Raw genomic sequence first — 24,434 nt, 5'->3', positions numbered from 1 at the left:
CGCATGTGACGTGGAATACTTCCGTACAAGCGCCGCCGAATGTTCCGGCGGGAAGTTCGGGAGGGACAGGCGGACATGCAGGGATTGGTCAACGAGGACGAAGAAGCCCGGCGGCATGTCCTGGCGGTGCTGGCGGCGGAGAGCAGCAGGGGGCTGCGCCCCGACCCTGATTTCGACCGCCGCTTCTATGGGCACTTCCCCACCCTCCGCAGCCTTTTCCATTCCCTGTACGGTGACCGGACGGACTGGCTGGACCAGCTCGCTGCGCTGGTGGTGCAGAGCGCCCGGTCCTGGCAGGAACGGCCGGCGGAGCTGAAGGTCCTGGACGCCGGGCGGGAGGAAAACCCGGACTGGTTCCAGTCCAACCGGATGCTGGGCGGCGTCTGCTACGTGGACCGCTATGCCGAAAGCCTGGAAGGGGTCCGGAAGCGCATCCCGTACTTCAGGGAGCTTGGCCTCACCTACCTGCACCTCATGCCGCTCTTCCTGGCGCCGGAACCACACTCGGATGGGGGGTATGCGGTCTCCAGCTACCGTGAGGTGAACCCGAAGCTGGGCACCATGGAGCAGCTGCGCTCCCTGGCAGCGGAACTGAGGGACAACGGCATCAGCCTGGTGGTGGACTTCATCTTCAACCACACGTCGGACGAGCACGAGTGGGCCCGCAAGGCGGCCGCGGGCGATCCGGAATACAGCGGCTACTACTGGATCTTCCCGGACCGGACCATGCCGGACGCCTTCGAAGCGAACGTGCGCGAGATCTTCCCGGAAAACCACCCCGGATCCTTTATCCGGATTGATGATGGCCGCTGGGTCTGGGCCACGTTCCACACCTACCAATGGGACCTGAACTACTCCAACCCGGAGGTCTTCCGGGCCATGGCTGCCGAGATGCTGTTCCTCGCCAACCAGGGCGTGGACATCCTGCGGATGGATGCGGTGGCATTCATCTGGAAGCAGCTGGGCACCCCCTGCGAGAACCTCCCGCAGGCGCACACGCTGCTCCGGGCCTTCAACGCGGTGTGCCGGCTGGCGGCGCCGTCGCTGCTGTTCAAGTCCGAGGCGATCGTGCACCCGGACGAGGTGGCCCTCTACATCGACCGCAAGGAATGCCAGCTTTCCTACAACCCGCTGCAGATGGCGCTCATCTGGGAATCCCTGGCCACGCGGGATGCCTCGCTCCTGGCCCAGGCACTGCACCGGCGGCACAACATCCCGGCCGGCACCGCGTGGGTGAACTACGTCCGCAGCCATGACGACATCGGCTGGACCTTCGCGGACGAGGACGCGGCCGAACTGGGCATCAACGGCTTCGACCACCGGCGCTTCCTGAACTCCTTCTACGTCAACCGGTTTCCCGGCAGCTTTGCCCGCGGCGTCCCCTTCCAGGACAACCCCAAGACCGGCGACTGCAGGATTTCAGGCACGACGGCGTCCCTGTGCGGGATGGAGGTTGACCCGGCCGAGGCCGTGGAACGGATCCTCCTGGCCCATTCGGTGCCCTTCAGCACCGGCGGCGTCCCGCTGCTGTACCTGGGCGACGAGGTGGGGCAGGTCAACGACTACGCCTACGCCTCGGAACCTGGCCACGAGGAGGACAGCCGGTGGGTGCACCGGCCGCATTTTCCCGCGGAGCAGTACGCCCGCCGCCTGGACCCGGCCACACCGGAAGGCGCGGTGTACGCCGGGCTGAAGCGGATGATCGAGGTCCGGACCAGCACCCCCGGACTGGCCGGGACCACGCTGATCGATTTCGGCACCAATAACCGCGCAGTGCTCGGCTACCAGCGGCCGGGCGCGACGGAGGGCGGCCCCGTCATCCTGGTCCTGGCCAACTTCAGCGACTCCGCCAAGACCCTCCCGGCGGAAACGTTCAGCGGGTTCTCCCCTGCCGCCGTCGACCTTCTCTCCGAAGCAGCCCTGCAGTTGGATGACGGCGTCACCCTCCTGCCCCGGCAGTACCTCTGGCTGCGCGTTACGCCGCAGTAATTGGGAGCTGGCGCCGGGGCGTGAAACCATACGGATCATGGCCTCCAAGATTGCGTACCAGGGTGAGCCCGGCGCCAACTCCAACATCGCGTGTCAGCAAATGTTCCCGGACATGGAGAGCGTGCCGTGCGCCAGCTTCGAGGATGCCTTTGAGCTGGTGGCAAGCGGCGAGGCGGAGCTCGCCATGATCCCCATCGAGAACTCGATCGCCGGGCGGGTGGCTGATATCCACATCCTGCTGCCGCAGTCCAGCCTTCAGATCGTGGGCGAGTACTTCCTGCCCATCCACTTCGACCTGCTGGGCATCCCGGGCAGCACCATCGAAGGCGCCACCGAGGTGCACAGCCACATCCACGCCCTGGGCCAGTGCCGGAAGCTGATCCGCGACCATGGCCTCAAGCCCGTCATCGCCGGCGACACCGCCGGGTCCGCCCGGGAAGTGGCGGAGTGGAACGATCCCCGCAAACTCTCGCTCGCGCCGCCGCTGGCAGCCCAGATCTACGGACTTGAGGTCCTGGCCTCCCGGGTGGAGGACGACCCCTCCAACACCACCCGCTTCGTGGTCCTGGCCCGCGAAAAGACGCTTCCGGCCAAGGACGAACTTCCCGGTCCGGCCGTCACCAGCTTCGTGTTCCGCGTCCGCAACGTCCCGTCCGCCCTGTACAAGGCACTCGGCGGGTTCGCCACCAACGGCGTGAACATGACCCGCCTGGAAAGCTACATGGTGGGCAACGAGTTCGCCGCCACCATGTTCATGGCCGACGTCGAAGGCCACCCCGAGGACCTGCCGCTGAAGCTGGCCCTCGAGGAACTGGACTTCTTCACCACCGAGGTACGGATCCTCGGCGTGTACGCCGCGGCCGACTACCGGGCCGCAGCCGACACCGCCTGACGCGGCGCCGCGGGGGCGGCCTTCAACACGGGCGCGAAGAACGCGCCGAGTTCCGTGGTTGCCGTCAACGGCAGCACGTTGGCCACGTACTGGTCCGGACGGACCACCACCACAGCTCCGGAACGGTCCACGCCGCGAAGGTCGAAGATGTCAGCCTTCGGATCGGTGGCATACACCTTCTCGTAGTCGGTCAGCTTGAAGGGCCCCACCAGCGGCTTGAACACGGCGGGCACGGCATTGATGTCGACGGCGGTGTGCGGCTGCTGGTAGATGACCTTCAGGTCGAACCACGCGTCAGGGTCGGCGCCGGCGGGCGTCGCGGCCAGCGGGGACTCCGGCGATTTCGCGAACCAGTCCGCCAGCCTGTCCGTTGCCGAGCTGGTGCTCGGCAGGGCGGGATCGGCGAAGACGTAGATCCGCCAGCGGCCGTCAGCGGTGGCGTGGTGGCCCAGGTGGAGGGGGTTGGTGTCCCCCACCCGGACCACGGGGGCCGACTTGAAGCGCTTGCCCACCGGGAACCCGGTGGCCAGGTCCTGATGGTCAGGGGTGCCAACGATCAGGGACGGCGTGTACTGCGTCATGAAGCCGGCCGGGAATTCGGCGGTCTGCACGTAGAAGTCCTCAAGATCGGATGGGTGCTCGAACTCCTCCGGCTTCTTGGCCATCATGGTGGACCATTCCTTGTCGAAGTCGATGAGGTTCTTGGCCACCACCTGCCGTTCCTCGGAATACGTGGTGAGCAGGCTCTCGGGGCTGCGGCCTTCGAGCACGTGGCCCAGCTTCCAGGCGATGTTGAAGCCGTCCTGCATGGACACGTTCATGCCCTGGCCGGCTTTGGCGCTGTGGGTGTGGCAGGCATCGCCGGTGATGAACACCCGCGGGGTGCGCGTGCCGCGCTCGGCCGGCAGGACGTCGTCGAACCTGTCCGTAAGCCGGTGGCCCACCTCGTACACGCTGTGCCATGCCACGTTCCGGACGTCCAGCGTGTAGGGGTGGAGGATCGCGTTGGCCTTGGCGATGATCTGCTCGATGGTGGTCTCGCGGACCGAGTGCTGGCTGGCGGGGTCCACTTCGCCCAGGTCCACGTACATGCGGAACAGGTGGCCGCCTTCGCGCGGGATCAGCAGGATGCTGCCTTCGGCACCCTGGATGGCGCACTTGGTCCTGATGTCCGGGAAGTCGGTGACGGCAAGCACGTCCATGACGCCCCAGGCATGGTTGGCCTGGTCACCGGCGAGCGTGCAGCCGATGGCCTGGCGCACCTTGCTGCGCGCACCGTCCGCTCCCACGACGTACTTCGCGCGGACAACACGGTCATGGCCTTCATCTGGGCCTGATGTGTGCCGGAGCGTCACCGTTACCGGGTAATTGCCTTCACCGGTCACCGTCAGTCCCTGGAAGTCATAGCCGTAGTCAGGCTTCATCCGGGTGGGAGCGTTGGCCATGTACTCGGCGAAGTAGTCGAGCACGCGGGCCTGGTTGACGATCAGGTGCGGGAACTCACTGATGCCCATCTCGTCATCCACGGCCCGGGCGGTCCGGATGATGTTCGCATGGTTGGCGGGATCCGGCTTCCAGAAGGCCATTTCGGTGATGCGGTACGCCTCGGCGATGATCCGCTCCGCGAAGCCGAAGGCCTGGAACGTCTCCACGCTGCGCGCCTGGATGCCGTCAGCCTGCCCGATGGCGAGCCTGCCGGGACGGCGTTCGATGATGCGGGTGGTCACGCTGGGGAACATGGACAGCTGGGCCGCGGCGAGCATGCCGGCAGGTCCGGTACCCACGATGAGGACGTCCACTTCGTCGGGAAGTTCCTCGGGGCGGTTAAGGCCGACGCCGGCCGCCGGCTGGACTCGCGGGTCACCGGATACGTATCCGTGGTGGTGGAACTGCACGGGCTTTCCTCACTTCGTTGTGGATGGCTATCGCTGGGACTGTGTTCCATATGAGAACACAAGGTTCGATAATCGAAAACTAGAAACTTGGTTTCAACTGTACGCTCGATGTGATCCGGGCGACAAGTACCGTCGGTCCGGCCGCCAAAAGCCCGGAAAACCGGGGGTTGACGACTAGCTCGGGATGGGTAATAGTGATCGTATACGATTTCGTACCTGATGAGGAGATGGCTTTGGAGCAGGTCAACGGCGACACCCTGGCGGCAGCACGCAAGGTGGTCGCAGTGCACATCAACTACCCCAGCCGGGCCGCACAGCGGGGCCGCACCCCGGCCCAGCCGTCCTATTTCCTCAAGCCTTCCAGCTCGCTGGCACTGGGCGGAAGCCCCGTGGAGCGGCCCGCCGGCTGCGAACTGCTCGGCTACGAGGGCGAGATCGCCCTGGTGATCGGCAAAGCCGCCCGCCGCGTTTCGATCGAGGACGCCTGGAGCCACGTCGCAGCCGTCACCGCCAGCAACGATCTCGGCGTCTACGACCTCCGCTACGCGGACAAGGGCTCCAACCTCCGGTCCAAGGGCGGCGACGGGTTCACCCCGGTGGGCCCGGCACTGATCCCGGCAGACGCCGTCGACCCTTCCAAACTGCGCATCCGCACCTGGCACAACGGGGACCTGGTCCAGGACGACACCACCGAAGACCTGCTCTTCCCGTTCGCCCGGCTCATCGCGGACCTCTCCCAGCTCCTCACCCTCGAGGAGGGCGACATCATCCTCACCGGTACCCCCGCCGGCGCCTCCGTTGCCGCACCCGGCGACGTCCTGGAAGTCGAGGTGGGCACGCTTGATGGCAGCCTCACCACCGGACGCCTGGCCACCACCGTGGAGCAGGGAACGACGGCGTTCGCGGACTTTGGTGCCCAACCCAAGGTCGATGACCTGCAGCGGGAGGAAGCCTACGGGTCCCGTGAAGCAGCGGGCCTCGCCGCCGTCGAACCCGTCCTCACCCCGGAACTGAAAGCCAAGCTCGAGTCCGTCGCCACCGCCACACTGTCCTCCCAGATGCGCAAGCGCGGCCTGAACAACGTCAGCATCGACGGGCTGCAGGCCACCCGCCCGGACCGCCGGGTGGTGGGCGTGGCCCGCACCCTCCGTTACGTTCCCAACCGCGAGGACCTGTTCAAAACGCACGGCGGCGGCTTCAACGCCCAGAAGAAGGCCATCGACTCCGTCAACGAGGGCGAAATCCTGGTGATGGAAGCCCGCGGTGAAAAAGGAACCGGCACCGTGGGCGACATCCTGGCCCTCCGGGCCCAGGTCCGCGGCGCCGCGGCCATCATCACCGACGGTGGCGTCCGCGACTACTCCGCCGTGGCCGGCCTGGAGATGCCCACCTACTTCGCCAACCCGCATCCCGCGGTGCTGGGGCGCCGCCACATCCCGTGGGACACGGACATCACCATTGCCTGCGGCGGTGCCACCGTGCAGCCCGGCGACATCATCGTGGCCGATTCCGACGGCATCCTGGTGATCCCCCCGGCCATCGCCGAAGAACTGGTGGCGGACTGCATCCAGCAGGAAAAGGAAGAGACCTTCATCTTCGAGATGGTCAAGCAGGGCTACAGCGTTGACGGCCTCTACCCCATGAACTCCGAATGGCAGGCACGGTACAAGGAATGGGCAGGCAACAATGAGTGAGGCCACCATGGTTGCCGGCAGCAAGTCCGAGCAGGCCTACCAGGCCGTCAAGGCCCGGATCGTGGAAGGCGCCTACACTCCCGGCTACCGGCTGGTCCTTGGCTCCATCGCCAAGGACCTGGGGTTCAGCGTGGTCCCGGTCCGCGAAGCCATCCGCCGGCTCGAAGCAGAGGGCCTGGTGACGTTCGAACGCAACGTGGGCGCCACCGTCGCGGGGATTGACCCCACCGAGTACCTGTACACGATGCAGACCCTCAGCATCGTGGAGGGCGCAGCCACCGCGCTGTCCGCCCCGCTGATCGATCCCGCGGCCGTGGCCCGGGCCCGCGCCGTGAACGAGGAGATGCGCGCATGCCTGGACCACTTCGACCCGGTCCGGTTCACGCAGCTCAACCAGGACTTCCACAGCGTCCTGTTCGAGCACTGCCCCAACCCGCACATCCTGGACCTGGTGCACCGCGGCTGGAACAGGCTCGCCGCACTCCGGTCCTCCACGTTCCGCTTCGTCCCGGGCCGCGCCCGCGACTCCGTGGACGAGCACGAAAACCTGCTGAAGCTCATTGAAACCGGAGCCGACGCAGAGCAGATCGAAAAAGCCGCCCGCCAGCACCGGGCCGCCACCCTTGACGCATATCTCGCCCAAGCCAAGCACCAGTAAGGACTTCAACGATGACGACCTCAGTAGAAACCGCCAAGCACTACGTCCCTGAGGACCTGCCCACTCACATCCAGCACTACATCAACGGCCAGTTCGTTGACTCCGTGGGCGGCAAGACCTTCGACGTCCTGGACCCGGTCTCCAACCGGAACTACGCCACCGCCGCCGCCGGCCAGAAAGAAGACATCGACCTCGCCGTCGCCGCAGCCCGCGAAGCGTTCGTGAACGGTCCCTGGCCGAAGATGAAGCCGCGCGAGCGTGCCCGAGTCCTGAACAGGATCGCCGACGCCGTCGAAGCCCAGGAAGCCCGCCTCGCGGAACTCGAAACCTTCGATACCGGCCTGCCGATTACCCAGGCCAAGGGCCAGGCCCTCCGCGCCGCCGAGAACTTCCGCTTTTTCGCTGACCTCATCGTGGCCCAGTTCGACGACGCCATGAAGGTCCCCGGCTCCCAGATCAACTACGTGAACCGGAAGCCGATCGGCGTGGCCGGCCTGATCACCCCGTGGAACACCCCGTTCATGCTCGAATCCTGGAAGCTGGCCCCGGCCCTGGCCACCGGCAACACCGTGGTCCTGAAGCCGGCCGAGTTCACCCCGCTCTCCGCCTCCCTGTGGGCCACCATCTTCAAGGACGCCGGCCTGCCCGATGGCGTCTTCAACCTGGTCAACGGCCTGGGCGAGGAAGCAGGCGACGCCCTGGTCAAGCACCCGGACGTCCCGCTGATCTCCTTCACCGGGGAGACCACCACCGGCCAGACGATCTTCCGGAACGCCGCCACCAACCTCAAGGGCCTCTCCATGGAGCTCGGCGGCAAGTCCCCCTGCGTCGTCTTCGCCGACGCCGACCTGGACGCCGCCATTGACTCCGCCCTCTTCGGCGTCTTCTCCCTCAACGGCGAGCGCTGCACCGCCGGCTCGCGCATCCTCGTGGAACGCGCCATCTACGACGAATTCTGTGAAAAGTACGCCGCCCGGGCCAAGAACATCGTGGTGGGCGATCCGCACGACCCCAAGACCCAGGTGGGCGCCCTGGTACACCCGGAGCACTACGAAAAGGTGGCCTCCTACGTGGAGATCGGCAAGTCCGAAGGCCGGCTCCTCGCCGGCGGCGGCCGCCCCGACCACCTGCCGGAAGGCAACTACATCGCACCCACCGTGTTTGCCGACGTCGCCCCCGACGCCCGGATCTTCCAGGAGGAGATCTTCGGACCGGTCGTGGCCATCACCCCGTTCGAGAACGACGACGAAGCCCTCGCCCTGGCGAACAACACCAAGTACGGCCTGGCTGCCTACATCTGGACCCAGAACCTGACCCGCGCCCACAACTTCTCGCAGAACGTCGAGGCCGGCATGGTGTGGCTGAACAGCCACAACGTCCGCGACCTGCGCACGCCGTTCGGCGGCGTCAAGGCCTCGGGCCTGGGCCACGAAGGCGGCTACCGCTCCATCGACTTCTACACCGACCAGCAAGCCGTGCACATCACCCTCGGCACCGTCCACACCCCCAAATTCGGCGCCTAAGCCAGCCGGCCGCCGTCGTACTTTCCACGCCCCCTTTCAAAGAAGAGAGACTCCAATGACCAACTTCGTCCCCACCCCCACCGTCCCGGCTCCGGACATCGTCCGCTGCGCCTACATGGAGATCGTGGTCACCGACCTCGCCAGGTCCCGCGAGTTCTACGTCGACGTCCTGGGCCTGCACGTCACCGAGGAGGACGAGAACAACATCTACCTGCGCTCCCTGGAGGAGTTCATCCACCACAACCTGGTGCTGCGCAAGGGCCCGGTCGCCGCCGTCGCGGCCTTCGCCTACCGCGTGAAGTCCCCCGCCGAGGTGGACGCCGCGGAGGCCTACTACAAGGAGCTCGGCTGCCGGGTGGAGCGCCGCAAGGACGGCTTCACGAAGGGCGTGGGCGACTCCGTCCGTGTGGAGGACCCGCTGGGCTTCCCGTACGAGTTCTTCTACGACGTGGAGCACGTGGAGCGGCTCACCCAGCGCTACGACCTCTACTCCGCCGGTGAACTGGTCCGGCTGGACCACTTCAACCAGGTCACCCCGGATGTCCCCAAGGGCCGCAAGTACCTGGAGGACCTGGGCTTCCGCGTCTCCGAGGACATCAAGGATGCCGACGGCGTCACCTACGCCGCCTGGATGCACCGCAAGCAGACCGTCCATGACACCGCCCTGACCGGCGGCAACGGCCCCCGCATGCACCACGTCGCGTTCGCCACGCACGAGAAGCACAACATCATCCAGATCTGCGACAAGATGGGCGCCCTGCGCATCAGCGACCGGATCGAACGCGGCCCCGGCCGGCACGGCGTCTCCAACGCCTTCTACCTCTACATCCTGGACCCGGACGGCCACCGCATCGAGATCTACACCCAGGACTACTACACCGGCGACCCGGACAACCCCACCATCACCTGGGACGTCCACGACAACCAGCGCCGCGACTGGTGGGGCAACCCCGTGGTCCCGTCCTGGTACACCGAAGCCTCCCTGGTCCTGGACCTGGACGGCAACCCCCAGCCGGTCATCGTCCGCGAGGAAAAGTCCGAGATGGCCGTGACCGTGGGCGCCGACGGCTTCTCCTACACCCGCAAGCCCGAAGGCGAAGCCGCTGAGGGCTTCAAGCTGGGAGTCCAGGTCTGACCATGCTGGAGCCAAAGACGATTGAGGCCATCGCGGACGAGCTGGTGGAAGCCGGCCGGACCCGCACCCCTGTTCCCCGCCTGACGGCCCGCTATCCGGAGATGACGGTGGAGGACTCCTACGCCGTGCAGCAGCTGTGGCGCCGCCGCAACGAGGACGCCGGCCGGACGCTGGTGGGGCGCAAGATCGGCCTCACGTCCAAGGCGATGCAGGCCGCCACCGGCATCACCGAACCTGACTACGGCGCCATCTTCGATGACATGGTGCTGGAGACCGGCTGCTCCGTGGAGTGGGACAAGTACACCCATCCGCGGGTGGAGGTGGAGCTGGCGTTCGTATTAAAGGATGGACTCAAAGGCCCGGGCGTGACCATTTTCGATGTCCTGAAGGCCACCGACTACGTGGTTCCGGCCCTCGAGATCCTGGATTCCCGGATTGAGATGGAGGGCCGGACCATCGTGGACACCATCTCGGACAACGCCGCGATGGGTGCCATGGTGATCGGCGGCAACCCGGTGAAGCCGGACACTGTGGACCTTCGTTGGGTCTCCGCCATCCTGTACAAGAACCAGACCGTGGAGGAAACCGGCGTGGCGGCCGGCGTCCTGGACCATCCCGCCAATGGGGTCCACTGGCTGGCCAACAAGATCGCCGCCCACGGCGACGCCCTGAAGGCCGGGGACATCATCCTGGCCGGGTCCTTTACCCGGCCCATGTGGGTCTACAAGGGCGATACCGTCCACGCCGACTACGGACCCCTGGGGAGCGTGACATGCCGTTTCGAGTAGAGGACACCTTCCGGTCCGCGTTGGCCCAGGCGGACCGCCCGCTGGCAGGTATGTGGGTGTGTTCCGGCAGCCCGCTGGTCGCGGAACTGTGCGCCGGGTCCGGCCTGGACTGGCTCCTGGTGGATGCCGAGCACAGCCCCAACGGGCTCGAATCCATCCTGGCCCAGCTCCAGGCCGTCAACGGCTACCCGGTCCACACCCTGGTCCGGCCGCCCGTGAAGGACACCGTAATGATCAAGCAGTACCTGGACCTTGGCGTGCAGAACCTGCTGGTCCCCATGGTCAACTCGGTGGCAGAGGCGGAAGCCGCGGTGGCGGCCACCCGCTACCCGCCGCAGGGAGTCCGCGGGGTGGGGTCCGCCCTGGCCCGCGCCGCCCGCTGGAACCGGGTCCCCGACTACCTGGCCCGCGCCAACGAGACCATCAGCGTCACCGTCCAGATCGAATCCACCGCCGCCGTCGAGGCTGTCGAGGACATCCTCAAGGTCGACGGCGTCGACGCGGTGTTCATCGGCCCATCAGACCTCGCCGCCTCCATGGGCCTGCTGGGACAGCAGGAACACCCGGAGGTGCGTGCCGCCGTCGACCACTGCCTGTCCGCCGCGAGGGCGGCCGGAAAGCCCGCCGGGGTGAACGCCTTCAACCCGGACACCGCCACGCACTACCTCGCGAACGGTGCCGACTTCATCCTGGTTGGGGCCGACGTCGCCCTCCTCGCCCGCGGCTCCGAAGCCCTCGCCGCCAAGTACATCAAACCTGCCGACGGCGGCACCCCCGCCAGTTACTGACTTTCCCTTCCAAAGGACTTCTGATGACACTTTCTGCGATCTCCCCTGCCTTCTCGCCGGAGCATGAAGCCTCGCTCCTGGCTTCCGTCCCTACCGGCCTGCTCATCAACGGTCAGTGGCGCGAGGCGTCCGACGGCGGCACGTTCGATGTGAACGACCCCGCCACCGGGGAGGTACTCGCCACCCTCGCCTCAGCCACCAGCGACGACGCTATTGCTGCGCTGGATTCAGCCGATGCTGCCCAGGCGTCCTGGGCGCGGACCGCGCCGCGGGTACGGTCCGGGATCCTGCGCCGCGCCTTTGACCTGGTCACCGAACGGGTCGAGGACTTCGCCCTGCTGATGACCCTCGAAATGGGCAAACCCCTGGCCGAGGCCCGCGGCGAGGTCACCTACGGGGCGGAGTTCCTCCGCTGGTTCTCCGAAGAAACCGTCCGGGACTACGGCCGCTACCTCACCACCCCCGAGGGCAAGAACAAGATCCTGGTCCAGCACAAACCCGTCGGCCCCTGCCTGCTCATCACCCCCTGGAACTTCCCCCTGGCCATGGCCACCCGCAAAGTCGCCCCGGCAGTGGCCGCCGGCTGCACCATGGTGTTGAAGCCTGCGAAGCTGACCCCTCTCACGGCCCAGTACTTCGCGCAGACCATGCTCGACGCCGGCCTCCCGCCCGGGGTCCTCAACGTCGTCGCGTCCTCCTCCGCCTCAGGGGTTTCCGGGCCGCTGCTGAAGGACTCCCGCCTCCGGAAGGTCTCCTTCACCGGCTCTACCCCGGTCGGGAAACGGCTCATGGCCGACGCCACGCAGAACGTGCTGCGGACCTCCATGGAACTCGGCGGCAACGCCCCCTTCATCGTCTTCGAGGACGCCGACCTCGACGCCGCCGTCGAAGGGGCCATGGCGGCGAAGATGCGGAACATGGGCGAAGCCTGCACCGCAGCCAACCGCTTCCTCGTCCACGAAACCGTCGCCCAGGAATTCACCCGCAAGTTCGCCACCGCCATGGGCGCCCTGACCACCGGCCGCGGCACCCACCCCGGCACACAGGTCGGGCCGCTCATCGACGGCGGCGCCCGCGACGACGTCCACGCCCTGGTATCAGCGGCAGTCGACGCCGGAGCCGTGGCCGTCACCGGCGGCGCCCCCGTGGACGGGCCCGGCTACTTCTACCAGCCCACCGTCCTGGCCAACGTCCCCAACGACGCTGCGATCCTGGGCCAGGAAATCTTCGGACCCGTCGCCCCCATCACCACCTTCACCACTGACGAAGAAGCCATCACACTCGCCAACGCCAGTGAGTACGGGCTCGCGTCCTACCTCTACAGCAAGGATTTCAACCGCCTCCTTCGTGTGGCCGAGCAGATCGAATTCGGCATGGTCGGGTTCAACGCCGGCGTCATCTCCAACGCCGCAGCACCCTTCGGCGGCGTCAAACAATCCGGCCTCGGCCGCGAAGGCGGCTCCGAAGGCATCGCCGAATACACCACCACCCAATACATCGGCATCGCAGACCCCTACGCCGGATAACCGCCGGGTACGACGGCGTCACGCACGGCACCCTTCAAGCCCACCTTCGGCGTCGGGACCCCGGAAACACGGGGTCCCGACACCGTCCGGTGCGCAAAAGCGTGCTGGGCGTGACATTGCGTTCGCTACCGAACAAGCGCTCTGCGCACAAAGACAAGAGCCTCGACCGGGTTGCCAACCACACTGTGAGTAACCCGCTACGCCGACCGGCTGGCGTCCTTGCCTACTCGAAGTGGAGTATCCCTTGGAAACCTATGATGCGCTTCTCGCGTCCGTTGCCCCCGCCGCCGGCTCCGGCCGGACCATCTTTGACCCGGCCACCGGCGAAGCTGTGGGCGAAGCCCCCATCCACGAACTCGACTACCTGGAAAGTGCCGTGTCCGCCGCCGCCGCCGCCCAGCCCGCGTGGGCTGCCCTGGGCCACGACGCCCGGTCCGCCGCGCTCCTCAAAGCAGCCGACGCCGTCGAACGCTCCGCCGAGGAACTCGCCCGCTTGCTCTCCCGCGAGCAGGGCAAACCCCTCAACGGCCCCAACGCCCGCTTCGAAGTCGGCGCCTGCGTCGCGTGGCTCCGCGCCACCGCCGGCCTGCCGCTGGAACCGGAAACCATCGTGGACGACGGCGAAACCCGCGCCGAACTGCACTACCGGCCCATCGGCGTCGTCGGCGCCATCGGTCCCTGGAACTGGCCCATGATGATCGCCGTCTGGCAGCTCGCCCCGGCCCTGCGGATGGGCAACGCCGTGGTGGTAAAGCCCTCCGAGTACACGCCGCTTTCCGTCCTGGCGCTGGTCAAGGTCATTAATGAGGAACTCCCGGAAGGCCTCCTGACCGTGGTCTCCGGCGGCCGCGACGTAGGCGCCCGGCTGGCCGGACACCCGGCGATCGGCAAGGTCATGTTCACCGGCTCCACCGCCACCGGCCGCACCATCATCAAGTCCTCCGCGGACACCGTCAAGCGGCTCACCCTGGAACTGGGCGGCAACGACGCCGGCATCGTCCTGCCCGATGCCGACCCCAAGGCCATCGCCCAGGACATCTTCTGGGGCGCGTTCCTGAATACCGGACAGACCTGCGCCGCGCTCAAGCGCCTCTACGTCCACGACGACATTTACGATGCCGTCTGCGAAGAACTCACCGCCGTGGCCAAAGCCATGCCCATGGGCAACGGCCTGGACGAGAACAACGTCCTGGGCCCGCTGCAGAACAAAGCCCAGTACGACGTCGTGGCGAACCTCGTGGAGGCAGCAAGGGCTTCCGGAGCACGCGTCCTGCTCGGTGGCAACCCGGACACCAGCCAGCCCGGCTACTTCTACCCCACCACCCTGGTGGCGGACATCGCCAACGACAACCCGCTGGTGGCCGAGGAACAGTTCGGCCCGGCCCTGCCGATCATCCGCTACAGCACCATCGACGAAGCGGTGGAGATGGCAAACGGGCTCGACGTCGGACTGGGCGCCTCCGTCTGGTCCGCGGACCTGAAGGCCGCCCGCGACGTCGCAGCCCGCATCCAGGCCGGCACCGTGTGGATCAACCGGCACGGCGCCGTGGACCCCCGCATCCCGTTCGGCGGCGCGAAACAGTCCGGCTACGGGGTGGAGTTCGGCGTCGAAGGCCTCAAGGCCCTCGGCGTCCCGCAGGTCATCAACGGTTAGGGTTTCTGGCCGGAAATTGCCCCGGTCCCGGGATTGCTAGCCCATGGCCGGGGCAGTGGATGGCCGGCCGGCGAACTGCCGGCGGGCCCAGCGGGCGAGCTTCTTTCCCTTCCCCTTCCACCAGTTGTCCTCGTCCTTGTTGTAGTGGAAGCGGAAAACGATGGCCATCAGCACGAACATGCCCATCACCACGTCCACCCAGGACGACACCACCAGCGCGATGAAGACCGTCAGCGCGTTGGCCATGACCGACGGGATGGCCAGGGTCCGGAAGACAGTGCTGGCCACGAAGCGCCGGTGCGACCTCGGGACGGACAACTCGCGGACCATGTCGAAGCAGACACAGACCACCACGATGGTCTGCCCGAGGGCCAACAGGATCTGCCCCGGCATGGAGCCGCTGAAGGCAGTGACCGCTTCCATTCCCGGGCTCACGGCCGGGCCTTGCTGTGAAGAGTTTTGCTGAGAACCTTAAACACGGAAAACCCCCAGAACTTGCGGAACCATCGCCGCTGATCCGGCGATGGTTCCATTCAAGTTTCGGGGGGCTTTTCCGTCACGAGTAGTCGGTACTCTATTTTCGCGGGACGCCTGGAAGCGGTACCTGCCGGGCCCTACTGTCCAATGGCCCGGGGGCGCCACACCACCATGGCCTGGGACCTGGGCCGTGGCCGCTGCCCGCGCGCCAGGCTCACCACGTCACCGGCGGCGCCGGCGGCAAAGATCCGGGAGTCCACCACGCGCGGGCGGCGCCCGAGTTCCTCGGTGAGTTCCGAGATCCGGCTTTGGAGCGCGGCCACCTGGTTTTCGAGTTCCAGGATGCGCTTGATCCCCTCCAGCGACACACCCTCGTGGGAGAGGCGCTGCACTTCGCGCAGCATGTTCACGTCACGCTGCGAGTAGCGCCGGGACTTGCCCGGGGCACGGCTGGGCTTGACGATGCCGAGCCGGTCATACTGCCGCAGCGTCTGCGGGTGCATGTCCGCCAGCTCGGCCGCCACGGAGATCACGAAGATCGGCTGGTCAGCACTGATGTCCACGGCTCACCCCCGCTCCTAGAGCCGGGCCTTGGCTGCCAGGCCCTCACGGACATCCGCCGACGATGTGGCCTCGGCGAACGCCTTGACCGCAGCTTCGGCATCCTTGTTGAGATTCTTGGGAACCGCGACGTCGATGGTCACCAGGAGGTCGCCCGTGGCCTTGGACGTCTTAACGCCTTTGCCCTTGACCCGCAGGGTACGGCCCGACGGCGTGCCCGCCGGAACGCGGACCTTTACCTTCTCCCCGTCGATGGTGGGAACTTCGATGTCCGCTCCCAAAGCAGCTTCCGGGAAGGTGACGGGAACATGGATGCGGAGGTTGTCGCCGTCGCGCGTGTAGAAGGCGTGGGGCTGGACGGAGACGGAGACCACCAGGTCGCCGTTGCCGGCAGCACCAGGCTGGCCCTTGCCGCGGACGCGGACCTTCTGGCCGTCCTTGATGCCGGCCGGTACACGCACGTCGATGACCTCGCCGCTGGGCTCGCGAAGCCCAATGGTGGTCCCGCGGATGGAGCCGGCGAACGAGATGCTGGTGGATGCGGTACGGTCGGCACCTTTTTGCGGCGTGCGCTGGAAGCCCGGAGCACCGCCGAAGCCGCCGAAGAGGTCTGCGAATTCGGGCGGGATGCCGCCGCCTGCGGGGTTGAACCCGCCCGCGTGCCGCCCGGTGTTGCCCGTGAAGAGGCCGCCGAACATGTCCTCGAACCCGCCGTTCGTGGCGCCGGCGCCACCGGGAGCAAACCGGGCCCCGCTGCCCATGGCCCGGATGGCGTCATACTGCTGGCGCTCTTCGGGATCCGAGAGCACCGAATAAGCCTCGGAGATGTCCTTGAACTTCTTCTCGGAAGCAGCGTTCCCGGCATTGGTATCAGGGTGGTGCTGCCGCGCAAGCTTCCGGTAGGCCTTCTTGATGTCGGCTTCGGAAGCGTCCTTGGCAACACCAAGGATCTTGTAAAAGTCCTTGTCCACCCAATCCTGGCTAGCCAATGGCGTTTCCTTTCTTAAACAAAACCTAAGTGCCCGGCGGGGCGACGCTCCGCCGGGTAGGGGGCCGTGCCCGCTTCGCGGTGCCCGCCACGCCGCGGCCCCCTACCCAGCTGCGCTTCGAGCTTGTGGTCATCTCACCTTAGGTGACACAACCGCCGAGCGACGGACGGATAAGGGGCCCGGGAGTGGCATCGGGCCTGCCGAAGCGTGGCGGCTTAGGTCCGTAGGACCAAGCCGCCACGCGTAGGGGCGGGGCCCCTTATCCGTTCGGCGCGACCAGACCAGCTGACCCCGACTAAGCCGGAACGGCCACAATCACCTGCGCGGCGCGGAGGACGCGGTCTCCTGATTTGTAGCCGGAGCGGAGGACCTGGCTGACGGTGTCAACCTCGATGTCTTCGCCGGGCTGCTGGATCAGGGCCTCGTGGATCGTGGGATCGAACTCCACGCCGGTCTCGTTGATCCGGACCAGGCCGTACGTCTTCAGCGCGTTCTCCAGCTTGGTGGCGATCGCGGCGAAGGGACCATCGGCCAGGTCGCCGTGCTGCCGGGCGGCGTCGACGTCGTCCAGGACCGGGAGCAGGGAGTTCAGGACGCCGATGACGGCCATCTCCCCTGCCACGGCGCGGTCGCGTTCAACGCGCTTGCGGTAGTTGACGTACTCAGCCTGCAGGCGGAGCAGGTCGTTGCGCAGTTCGGCGGCCTCGGCCGTGCCGGCTGCTGCCGGAGCCCCCTGGGCCACGGAGTCCTCGGCCGGCACGTCCACGCCGTTGAGAATCTCTTCGGCCTGGGCCAGCGCGTCGCCGTCGGAATCCGCTGCCCCGGCCTGGGACCCGGCCCCGGGGGCGGCGTGGCCGCCCTCGGGGTGCCGGGCCTGCCCGGTCACCGGATCAACCTTGCGGTTGTCCCGGATGACCGGTTCCTGGCCGTTGCCGTGCGCGTTCTGCTGGCCGGCGGATGCGTTGTGCTCTTCCTCGTTACCGTGGTGCGGCATGGGTTACTTCTTCGCTTCGTCTTCGTCGATGATCTCGGCGTCGACGATGTCCTCGTCCGAGGAACCTGCCGAAGCTCCTGCGGCACCCTCAGCGCCGGGTGCGGCTGCGCCGTCCGGCGAACCGGCCTGGGCGTAGATGGCCTCGCCCAGCTTGGTCTGGGAAGCCTGCAGCTTCTCGAATGCGGACTTCACAGCGGCGTCGTCGGTGCCTTCGAGGGCCTTCTTGAGGGCGTCGACGTCGGCCTGGACCTCGGTCTTGACCTCTTCGGGCAGCTTGTCGGCGTTGTCGGCGATCAGCTTGTCCACGGAGTAGGCCAGCTGCTCGGCGGTGTTGCGGGTGTCGGTCGCCTCGCGGCGTGCCTTGTCCTCGGCTGCGTGCTCCTCGGCGTCCTTGACCATGCGGTCGATGTCTTCCTTGGAGAGGCTGGAGCCACCGGTGATGGTCATGGACTGTTCCTTGCCGGTGCCCTTGTCCTTCGCGGAGACGTGGACGATGCCGTTGGCGTCGATGTCGAAGGTGACCTCAACCTGGGGAACGCCGCGCGGTGCAGGGGCGATACCGGTCAGTTCGAACGTGCCCAGCGGCTTGTTGTCGCGGGTGAACTCGCGCTCGCCCTGGAAGACCTGGATGGCCACCGACGGCTGGTTGTCATCCGCCGTGGTGAAGGTCTCGGACCGCTTGGTGGGAATGGCGGTATTGCGCTCGATCAGGTGCGTCATCACGCCGCCCTTGGTCTCGATGCCGAGGGACAGCGGGGTGACGTCGATCAGGAGGACGTCCTTGCGCTCACCCTTCAGCACGCCGGCCTGCAGTGCGGCACCGACGGCCACGACCTCGTCCGGGTTGACGCCCTTGTTGGGCTCCTTGCCGCCGGCCAGTTCCTTGACCAGGTCGGAGACGGCAGGCATACGGGTTGAGCCGCCGACCAGCACGATGTGGTTGATGTCGGAGAGCTTGATGCCGGCTTCCTTGATGACGTCGTGGAACGGCTTCTTGGTGCGCTCCAGCAGGTCCTTGGTGAGGTCCTGGAACTTGGCCCGGGTGAGCTGCTCGTCCAGGTGGACCGGGCCGTCGGGGGTGACGGAGAGGTACTGGAGGGAGACGTTGGTGCTGGAGGAGGAAGAGAGTTCCTTCTTGGCCTGCTCTGCGGCTTCGCGGAGGCGCTGCAGGGCGATCTTGTCCTTGGAGAGGTCGATGCCCTTCACCTTGAGCTGGTTCAGCAGGTAGTCGACGACGCGCTGGTCCCAGTCGTCGCCGCCCAGGCGGTTGTCGCCCGCGGTGGCGCGGACCTGGATGGTGGAGAAGTTGTCTTCGTCCTTGCCCACTTCCAGCAGGGAGACGTCGAAGGTTCCGCCACCGAGGTCGAAGACCAGGATGAGTTCGTCTTCCTTGCCCTTGTCCAGGCCGTAGGCGAGGGCCGCGGCGGTGGGCTCGTTGACGATGCGCAGGACGTTGAGGCCTGCGATTTCGCCGGCCTCCTTGGTGGCCTGGCGCTCGGCGTCGTTGAAGTAGGCCGGGACGGTGATGACCGCGTCGGTGACCTTTTCACCCAGGTAGGACTCGGCGTCGTTCTTCAGCTTCATGAGGATACGCGCGGAGATTTCCTGCGGGGTGTACTTCTTGTCGTCGATCGCGACAGTCCAGTCGGTGCCCATGTGGCGCTTGACGGAGGCGATGGTGCGGTCGATGTTGTTGACGGCCTGCCGCTTGGCGATTTCGCCAACCAGCACTTCGCCGGACTTGGAGAATGCAACCACCGACGGCGTGGTGCGGCCACCCTCGGCGTTGGCAATAACGGTGGGCTCGCCACCTTCGAGAACGGAGACGACGGAGTTGGTGGTTCCGAGGTCGATACCTACTGCACGTGACATGTGTTGCTTCCTTCTTTCCTTGGAAACTGGTTGGCGCCCTAAGCATTGAGCGTTCTGCACTCAACTTTACTCAGGGCGCCAGCGATGTCAATCCAAAGTTGAGTTAAGTACGCTCAACTTTGGATGCGGCAATAGATAGGCGGGCGAAAAATCCGCGCCATTCCGCGGGTTCCGGGCGCCGAATTACGACGGCGGCACCACAGTTCGCTGTAGGAGAACGGCCCCTCCGGCTGGTTCAGCGCTCCGGATTCCGGTCGCCATGCAGCGGACCGCGCTCCTCATCGGTCGCCTGGACCTGGCCGTCGGTGAGGCCCTCGCGGACAGCACGCTCCGTCCGGGCGCCTCCGGTGGTCCCGGCGTCGCCGTAGTCGCCTTCCTCGTATTCGCCATCGGCAAGATCCCGCCGGGGCTCGCTGCCGGTGCCGGCGGCACCGTGGTCGGCATCCACATAATGTCCGCCTTCCCCCGCGCCTCCCGAAGGGGCCCCAACTGTTCCGGCGTCGCCGTAGTTGCCTTCCGGATACTGGTCGTCCCGTTCATCCGCCGGCCGCTCCACGGCGCCGGCATCACCATAGTCACCGTCCACATACTGCCCGCCTTCACCCTCCAGTCCGGGTGCACTGCTTCCCTTGCGGGGATCTTCGGCTGCAACTTCGGGATTCTCGGTCATGGTGCATCTCTCCTTCGAGGCTCCGCGTCCATGCGGGCGCACTGGCAGTCTATCGACGGCCCGCGCACACCAACAGGGCTCCGCCGGCACCTATCTGGAGGCGCCTGCAGGGAGGCCCGCGATGCCTGCCAGGACGGCGAGGTGATGGTCGAAGAGCTCAGCGGGCGCATGGAACGTGTCCGGTCCGTACTGGTTGAAAACCTCGAAGCTGACTGCACCGAAGAGGGAGCTCCACACCAGGACGCCCCGCGCCACGAGTTCCTCCGGAATGTCCAGGCCAAACCCGGAACGGATGGCGGCGAGGTCCCCGCCCAGGGTTGGCGGCAGTTGCGTGGCGCCTACGGCCGGAACTGCCAGCCGCCCCGCCCGGGAAGCCGCGTCCAGGATGCCGATGAGGCTGACAATGACCCTCGTGCCGGGGCCCGTTGTTCGCTCCGCCGGGGCGCTGTAGCCGGGAACGGGGCTGCCGAAAAGGAGCGCGTAGCTGGCAGGCTCCCGCAAAGCCCACTCCCTGACCGCCCGGCCCAGCGCCCGGAAACGGGCCGCGTGCTCATCCTCCGGCGCTTTGGCGACGGCGGCATCCACCTCGTCCCCAAGTTCACCAAACGCGTCGATCAGCAACAAGGTCAGGAGCTCGTCCCGGCTCTCCACATACCGGTAGACCGCGGAGGACACCACCCCCAGATCCCGCGCCACCGCGCGCAGGGAGAGCGCGGCAGCACCATGCGTTGCCAGGTGCTGCCGCCCCAGGCGGATGATATCCGCCACGGTTTGCGCCCTTGCCCGCTGCCGCGGGGTGAGTGGCCGGGCAACGGCGCCGGTTGTTTTCCCGTCTTCAGTCACGGGTCCAGCATGCCACAACCGAGAGCGCGGGAATCAAAAAAGAGCACCGCTCTTGACTTGGTCAGCTTTCGGGCTCATCCTGTTTGGAGAGCAGTGCTCTCAAAACAGGAACCAAGGAGGCCACCATGACAGATGTGTATGTAGTGACGGGAGCGGGACCGGTGGGGTGGACGGTCGCCGAACAGTTGGCAGCCCTGGGACGGCGGGTGCGCGTACTCACGCGGTCGGGCAGTGGACCACAGCACCCCCTGATCGAGCGTATTGCCGGGGATGCAAAGGACCCGGAAGTTCTGCATACTGCCCTCGCGGGCGCCCGGGCTGTCTTCCACTGCATTCACGGTTCGGCCTACACCGCCGCCGCCTGGCGGGCGGAACTTCCCGCAGCCGAGCAGGCGGTCCTGACCGCGGCGCACGAGGCGGGCGCCGTCGTAGTGTTCCCCGAGAGCCTCTATTCCTACAGCGAGCCGGACAACGTGATGAAAGAGGAGAGCCCGCGCCAGGCTGTGGGCGGCAAACGCGGGGTGCGGACGGAGCTGCTCCGGGCCCGCGAGGCTGCCGCAACACCAACGGTGAGCGTGGTGGCAGGCGACTTCTTTGGTCCGCGCGTCAGGATGGCGCACGGCGGGGAACGGATGGTGGCGCCCATCCTGGCAGGAAAGAGCGTCAGCGTAGTGGGCAGTACCCGGCAGCCTCACTCGTTCACGTACGTACCGGATCTGGCCACGGCAATGGTCGCGGCGGCGGACAGGCCCTCCGCCTGGAATGCCGTATGGCACGCCCCCACGGGGCCGGCGCTTACCCAGATGGAACTGGCCCACGCCTTCGCCGCTGCGGCCGGACGGCCGGCCCCCAAGGTGCGCGCCCTGCCCGCCTGGACCCTTCGCGCTGCGGCGATGTTCTCAGCCGGGGCCCGCGAGCTGGCCGAAATGCTGTACCAGTTTGAGCGGCCGTTCATCATGGACTCGGCCGCGTCCCAGGCGGCCCTGGAAGTAGCCCCCACGCCGCTGGAAACGGCTGCTGCCGACACCGTGGACTGGTGGCGGCAGCAGGGTTAGTGCTCCGCGGCTTCGCTCTTGGCGCGTAGGGGTCAGTGGCTGGGCACTTCTTCCAGCGGTTCGACGCCGGGCTGCCGCGGCCGCGCCGCAGTTCCGCCGTCGGTGCGTCCCAGCTTGCTGGGCCACCAGATCTTCGGCCCGATGTCGTAGGCCAGCGCCGGCACCAGCAGCGAGCGCACCAGCACGGTGTCCAGGAGGACGCCGAAGGCCACGATGAAGGCCAGCTGCACCAGGAACATGATGGGGATGACACCGAGGGCGGCGAATGTGGCGGCGAGAACCACGCCGGCGGAGGTGATGACGCCGCCGGTCACCACCAGGCCACGCAGGATGCCGGGCCGGGTGCCGTGCTTGAGCGATTCCTCGCGGACCCGGCTCATCAGGAAGATGTTGTAGTCCACGCCCAGGGCCACCAGGAAGACGAAGCCGAACAGCGGGACGGTGGCGTCGGCTCCCGGGAAACCGAAGAGGTTGTTGAACACGAAGGCCGACACTCCCAGCGCTGCCGCGTAGGACACCACCACCGAGAGCACCAGCAGGACCGGGGCCACGATGGAGCGCAGGAGCAGCATCAGGATGAAGAGGATCACCACCAGGACCACCGGGATGATGACCACCAGGTCATGCTGGGCGGTGGTGTTGGTGTCGAGGGCCGTGGCAGTCACGCCACCCACCAGGGCACTGGGATCGACGGCCTTCACCTCGGTGCGCAGGGCCTTGATGGTCTCCTCCGCTTCCAGCGAGTCCGCGGCATTCTTCAGCGTGGCGTTGATGAGGACCTTCCCGTCCCGGACGTCGGGTGTGGTGGGGGCACCCGGGGCTCCGGTGACCGGCACGCTGCCGCGGCCCAGCAGGTAGGCCTCGCCCACGCCGTCGTCGGCCTTAACCTTGTCCAGCACCTCCACTGCCTTGCCCTGGTCTGCAACCACGACGGCGGGGCTGCCGCTGCCGGCATCGAAGTGGCGGGCCAGCGCGTCCTGGCCGTCCACCGCGTTGGAGGCCGTGAGGATGACGTCCGTCTGCGGTACACCGTTGGCTTTCAGCTGGAACAGGCCGCCCGCGGCCACGAGCAGCAGGAGGACCGAGGCAACCCAGACCGTCCTGGGGCGCCGCGAGACGAGCGAACCGGTGGCCCGCCACAGCCCCTTTTGGCCTTCCAGCCCGGTGACCAGCTCGGGTTCACGCTGGTCTGCAGGCAGCAGCTTGGGCCGGAAGGGCCAAAACGCGGCCCGGCCGAACAGTGCCATCAGGGCGGGCAGCAGGGTCAGGGCAGCGAACAGGGCGCACAGGATGCCGGCGGCGGCCACCGGGCCCAGGGCCTTGTTGGAGTTCAGGTCGGAGAAGAGCAGGCACAGGAGCGCAATGATCACGGTGGCGCCGGAAGCCAGGATGGGCTCAAAGGATGCTTTCCAGGCGGTAAGGACGGCTGCCGTGCGGTTGGTGGTGTGGGTCAGCGCTTCGCGGAAGCGGGCCACGAAGAGCAGGGCGTAGTCCGTGGCGGCACCGATCACCAGGATGGAGAGGATGCCTTGGCTTTGGCCGTTGAGCTGGATCCAGCCGGCCTTGGCCATGCCGAACACCAGCAGGATGGCCGCACACAGGGCAAACACCGAGGTCAGCAGCACCATGACGGGAAGCAGCAGGGACCGGTAGACCACCAGGAGGATCACGAAAACGGCGGACAGGGCAACGAGCAGGAGGATCCCGTCGATGCCGCCGAACGCCGCGGTGAGGTCCGCCGCAAGCCCGGCGGGACCGGTCACGAAGGTCTGGGTACCCTCCGGCGCCGCGCCCTTCACCGTTGCGCGGAGTTCCTTGACGGCGTCCTTGATCTCAGCGGACGAGCCAATGGGGACCACGAACTGGACTGCCTTGGCGTCCTTGGACGGGATCGGCCCGATGACGGTGCTGCCCAGCTTGAGGTTTTCGAGGTCGGTCTTCAGTGTGCCCAGGCCGCCCAGCTGCTGGGGCGTGAAGGCCTCGTTTTTCTCGATGACGATGATGCCGGGCACTTCGTCCGAGTCGCGGAACTTCGCCTGCCAGTCCTGCGCCTCGGTTGCCTCGGCGCTGGCGGGCAGGAAGGATGCCTGGTCGTTGGACGAGACCTCGTCCAGGCGGCCGAAGGTGGGTCCGCCGACCCCGGCCAGCCCCAGCCAGGCCAGCACCAGGACAACGGGGACCAGCCAGCGCAGCCAGAACGGAACCCGTTCCCTGCCAACTTTTGTGCGTTTCATGGTGCCTTCCTTATCGGGCAGGTGGAGTAGTATTTGTTCCAGCATAGATTATCTCCATAACAGAGATAAGTGCCAGTCAAGCTTTTTTTGTCCGGATTGAGTGACGGGGTCCGGCAGCGTCACCACGGCCCAACCGGCCCTGGAGTAATATCCGTCAGTACGCTTGGGCAAATACGCAGCCCGGGACATAGCAGCCG

20 protein-coding genes are annotated in these 24,434 nt (G+C 66.8%); 11 read left to right on the top strand and 9 right to left on the bottom strand.

Features of this window, described 5'->3' with window-relative positions:
- Positions 1 to 75: 75 nt before the first annotated feature.
- Complete coding sequence (locus tag J2T23_RS05900) at positions 76 to 1,989, top strand: amylosucrase (RefSeq protein WP_307358000.1); 1,914 nt, start codon at positions 76 to 78, stop codon at positions 1,987 to 1,989.
- 37 nt (positions 1,990 to 2,026) lie between these two features.
- Positions 2,027 to 2,881 (top strand): prephenate dehydratase, encoded by an 855-nt coding sequence (locus J2T23_RS05895; RefSeq protein WP_307357997.1) that lies wholly within the window; start codon positions 2,027 to 2,029, stop codon positions 2,879 to 2,881.
- On the opposite strand, the gene J2T23_RS05890 is transcribed toward J2T23_RS05895, so the two are convergent.
- Positions 2,854 to 4,776 (bottom strand): FAD-binding monooxygenase, encoded by a 1,923-nt coding sequence (locus tag J2T23_RS05890; RefSeq protein ID WP_307357995.1) that lies wholly within the window; start codon positions 4,774 to 4,776, stop codon positions 2,854 to 2,856. The two genes, J2T23_RS05895 and J2T23_RS05890, sit on opposite strands and share 28 nt — an antisense overlap.
- Before the next feature lie 227 nt (positions 4,777 to 5,003).
- On the opposite strand from J2T23_RS05890, the gene J2T23_RS05885 reads away from it, so the two are divergent.
- The 8 genes from J2T23_RS05885 to J2T23_RS05850 all read left to right on the top strand — a co-directional run bounded on the left by J2T23_RS05885 (position 5,004) and on the right by J2T23_RS05850 (position 14,542).
- Positions 5,004 to 6,470 carry a fumarylacetoacetate hydrolase family protein gene (locus tag J2T23_RS05885; protein ID WP_307358432.1) on the top strand — a complete coding sequence of 489 codons (1,467 nt, stop codon included), beginning with the start codon at positions 5,004 to 5,006 and terminating at the stop codon, positions 6,468 to 6,470.
- Positions 6,463 to 7,128 (top strand): GntR family transcriptional regulator, encoded by a 666-nt coding sequence (locus J2T23_RS05880; protein ID WP_141159104.1) that lies wholly within the window; start codon positions 6,463 to 6,465, stop codon positions 7,126 to 7,128. Before J2T23_RS05885 ends, J2T23_RS05880 begins: the two co-directional genes overlap by 8 nt.
- A gap of 11 nt (positions 7,129 to 7,139) precedes the next feature.
- On the top strand, positions 7,140 to 8,651 hold the full coding sequence (gene hpaE / locus J2T23_RS05875; RefSeq protein WP_307357992.1) for a 5-carboxymethyl-2-hydroxymuconate semialdehyde dehydrogenase: 1,512 nt from the start codon (positions 7,140 to 7,142) through the stop codon (positions 8,649 to 8,651).
- A 55-nt stretch (positions 8,652 to 8,706) separates the two neighbouring features.
- Positions 8,707 to 9,786 carry a 3,4-dihydroxyphenylacetate 2,3-dioxygenase gene (hpaD, locus tag J2T23_RS05870; RefSeq protein ID WP_307357989.1) on the top strand — a complete coding sequence of 360 codons (1,080 nt, stop codon included), beginning with the start codon at positions 8,707 to 8,709 and terminating at the stop codon, positions 9,784 to 9,786.
- 2 nt (positions 9,787 to 9,788) lie between these two features.
- Complete coding sequence (hpaH, locus tag J2T23_RS05865) at positions 9,789 to 10,574, top strand: 2-oxo-hept-4-ene-1,7-dioate hydratase (protein ID WP_141159101.1); 786 nt, start codon at positions 9,789 to 9,791, stop codon at positions 10,572 to 10,574.
- On the top strand, positions 10,559 to 11,362 hold the full coding sequence (locus J2T23_RS05860) for an HpcH/HpaI aldolase family protein (RefSeq protein WP_307357985.1): 804 nt from the start codon (positions 10,559 to 10,561) through the stop codon (positions 11,360 to 11,362). The genes hpaH and J2T23_RS05860 overlap by 16 nt, the downstream gene beginning before the upstream one ends.
- A gap of 23 nt (positions 11,363 to 11,385) precedes the next feature.
- Positions 11,386 to 12,888, top strand: a complete 1,503-nt coding sequence (locus tag J2T23_RS05855; RefSeq protein WP_307357981.1) for an NAD-dependent succinate-semialdehyde dehydrogenase — start codon at positions 11,386 to 11,388, stop codon at positions 12,886 to 12,888.
- Between the two features lie 244 nt (positions 12,889 to 13,132).
- Positions 13,133 to 14,542 carry an aldehyde dehydrogenase family protein gene (locus tag J2T23_RS05850; RefSeq protein WP_307357978.1) on the top strand — a complete coding sequence of 470 codons (1,410 nt, stop codon included), beginning with the start codon at positions 13,133 to 13,135 and terminating at the stop codon, positions 14,540 to 14,542.
- 36 nt (positions 14,543 to 14,578) lie between these two features.
- Here the strand turns inward: J2T23_RS05850 and J2T23_RS05845 are convergent, their stop codons facing one another.
- From J2T23_RS05845 to J2T23_RS05815, 7 genes are all read right to left on the bottom strand, one after another.
- On the bottom strand, positions 14,579 to 14,965 hold the full coding sequence (locus tag J2T23_RS05845) for a hypothetical protein (protein ID WP_307358430.1): 387 nt from the start codon (positions 14,963 to 14,965) through the stop codon (positions 14,579 to 14,581).
- A gap of 191 nt (positions 14,966 to 15,156) precedes the next feature.
- The gene (locus J2T23_RS05840; protein ID WP_307357977.1) at positions 15,157 to 15,582 is read right to left on the bottom strand and encodes a heat shock protein transcriptional repressor HspR; all 426 of its coding nucleotides are present in this window, start codon (positions 15,580 to 15,582) and stop codon (positions 15,157 to 15,159) included.
- Between the two features lie 15 nt (positions 15,583 to 15,597).
- Positions 15,598 to 16,569, bottom strand: coding sequence for a DnaJ C-terminal domain-containing protein (locus J2T23_RS05835; protein WP_210411349.1), 972 nt, complete (start codon positions 16,567 to 16,569; stop codon positions 15,598 to 15,600).
- A 295-nt stretch (positions 16,570 to 16,864) separates the two neighbouring features.
- Positions 16,865 to 17,563, bottom strand: coding sequence for a nucleotide exchange factor GrpE (locus J2T23_RS05830; protein WP_307357972.1), 699 nt, complete (start codon positions 17,561 to 17,563; stop codon positions 16,865 to 16,867).
- Between the two features lie 3 nt (positions 17,564 to 17,566).
- On the bottom strand, positions 17,567 to 19,435 hold the full coding sequence (gene dnaK / locus J2T23_RS05825; protein ID WP_141159095.1) for a molecular chaperone DnaK: 1,869 nt from the start codon (positions 19,433 to 19,435) through the stop codon (positions 17,567 to 17,569).
- A 235-nt stretch (positions 19,436 to 19,670) separates the two neighbouring features.
- A complete protein-coding gene (locus tag J2T23_RS05820) occupies positions 19,671 to 20,105 on the bottom strand; it encodes a hypothetical protein (RefSeq protein ID WP_307357970.1) in 435 nt (144 codons plus the stop codon).
- A 90-nt stretch (positions 20,106 to 20,195) separates the two neighbouring features.
- Entirely contained in the window at positions 20,196 to 20,948 is a 753-nt protein-coding gene (locus J2T23_RS05815; protein ID WP_307357968.1) for a TetR/AcrR family transcriptional regulator, read from the bottom strand.
- Between the two features lie 125 nt (positions 20,949 to 21,073).
- Between J2T23_RS05815 and J2T23_RS05810 the strand changes: the two genes are divergently transcribed.
- Entirely contained in the window at positions 21,074 to 22,003 is a 930-nt protein-coding gene (locus J2T23_RS05810; RefSeq protein ID WP_307357966.1) for an NAD-dependent epimerase/dehydratase family protein, read from the top strand.
- Positions 22,004 to 22,035: 32 nt separating this feature from the next.
- Here J2T23_RS05810 and J2T23_RS05805 read toward each other — a convergent pair whose 3' ends face one another.
- On the bottom strand, positions 22,036 to 24,237 hold the full coding sequence (locus J2T23_RS05805; RefSeq protein ID WP_141159092.1) for an MMPL family transporter: 2,202 nt from the start codon (positions 24,235 to 24,237) through the stop codon (positions 22,036 to 22,038).
- Positions 24,238 to 24,434 lie beyond the last annotated feature (197 nt).

This window comes from Pseudarthrobacter niigatensis, assembly GCF_030812615.1.
Taxonomy (GTDB): domain Bacteria; phylum Actinomycetota; class Actinomycetes; order Actinomycetales; family Micrococcaceae; genus Arthrobacter; species Arthrobacter niigatensis.
This window is presented reverse-complemented; position numbering and strand designations above follow the sequence as displayed.

Bases quoted from the DNA above. Each gene is read 5' to 3' on its own strand.
- J2T23_RS05900 (WP_307358000.1), top strand. From the start codon at position 76: ATGCAGGGATTGGTCAACGAGGACGAAGAAGCCCGGCGGCATGTCCTG.
- J2T23_RS05895 (WP_307357997.1), top strand. From the start codon at position 2,027: ATGGCCTCCAAGATTGCGTACCAGGGTGAGCCCGGCGCCAACTCCAAC.
- J2T23_RS05885 (WP_307358432.1), top strand. From the start codon at position 5,004: ATGGCTTTGGAGCAGGTCAACGGCGACACCCTGGCGGCAGCACGCAAG.
- J2T23_RS05880 (WP_141159104.1), top strand. From the start codon at position 6,463: ATGAGTGAGGCCACCATGGTTGCCGGCAGCAAGTCCGAGCAGGCCTAC.
- hpaE (WP_307357992.1), top strand. From the start codon at position 7,140: ATGACGACCTCAGTAGAAACCGCCAAGCACTACGTCCCTGAGGACCTG.
- hpaD (WP_307357989.1), top strand. From the start codon at position 8,707: ATGACCAACTTCGTCCCCACCCCCACCGTCCCGGCTCCGGACATCGTC.
- hpaH (WP_141159101.1), top strand. From the start codon at position 9,789: ATGCTGGAGCCAAAGACGATTGAGGCCATCGCGGACGAGCTGGTGGAA.
- J2T23_RS05860 (WP_307357985.1), top strand. From the start codon at position 10,559: ATGCCGTTTCGAGTAGAGGACACCTTCCGGTCCGCGTTGGCCCAGGCG.
- J2T23_RS05855 (WP_307357981.1), top strand. From the start codon at position 11,386: ATGACACTTTCTGCGATCTCCCCTGCCTTCTCGCCGGAGCATGAAGCC.
- J2T23_RS05845 (WP_307358430.1), bottom strand. From the start codon at position 14,965: ATGGAAGCGGTCACTGCCTTCAGCGGCTCCATGCCGGGGCAGATCCTG.
- J2T23_RS05830 (WP_307357972.1), bottom strand. From the start codon at position 17,563: ATGCCGCACCACGGTAACGAGGAAGAGCACAACGCATCCGCCGGCCAG.
- dnaK (WP_141159095.1), bottom strand. From the start codon at position 19,435: ATGTCACGTGCAGTAGGTATCGACCTCGGAACCACCAACTCCGTCGTC.
- J2T23_RS05820 (WP_307357970.1), bottom strand. From the start codon at position 20,105: ATGACCGAGAATCCCGAAGTTGCAGCCGAAGATCCCCGCAAGGGAAGC.
- J2T23_RS05810 (WP_307357966.1), top strand. From the start codon at position 21,074: ATGACAGATGTGTATGTAGTGACGGGAGCGGGACCGGTGGGGTGGACG.
- J2T23_RS05805 (WP_141159092.1), bottom strand. From the start codon at position 24,237: ATGAAACGCACAAAAGTTGGCAGGGAACGGGTTCCGTTCTGGCTGCGC.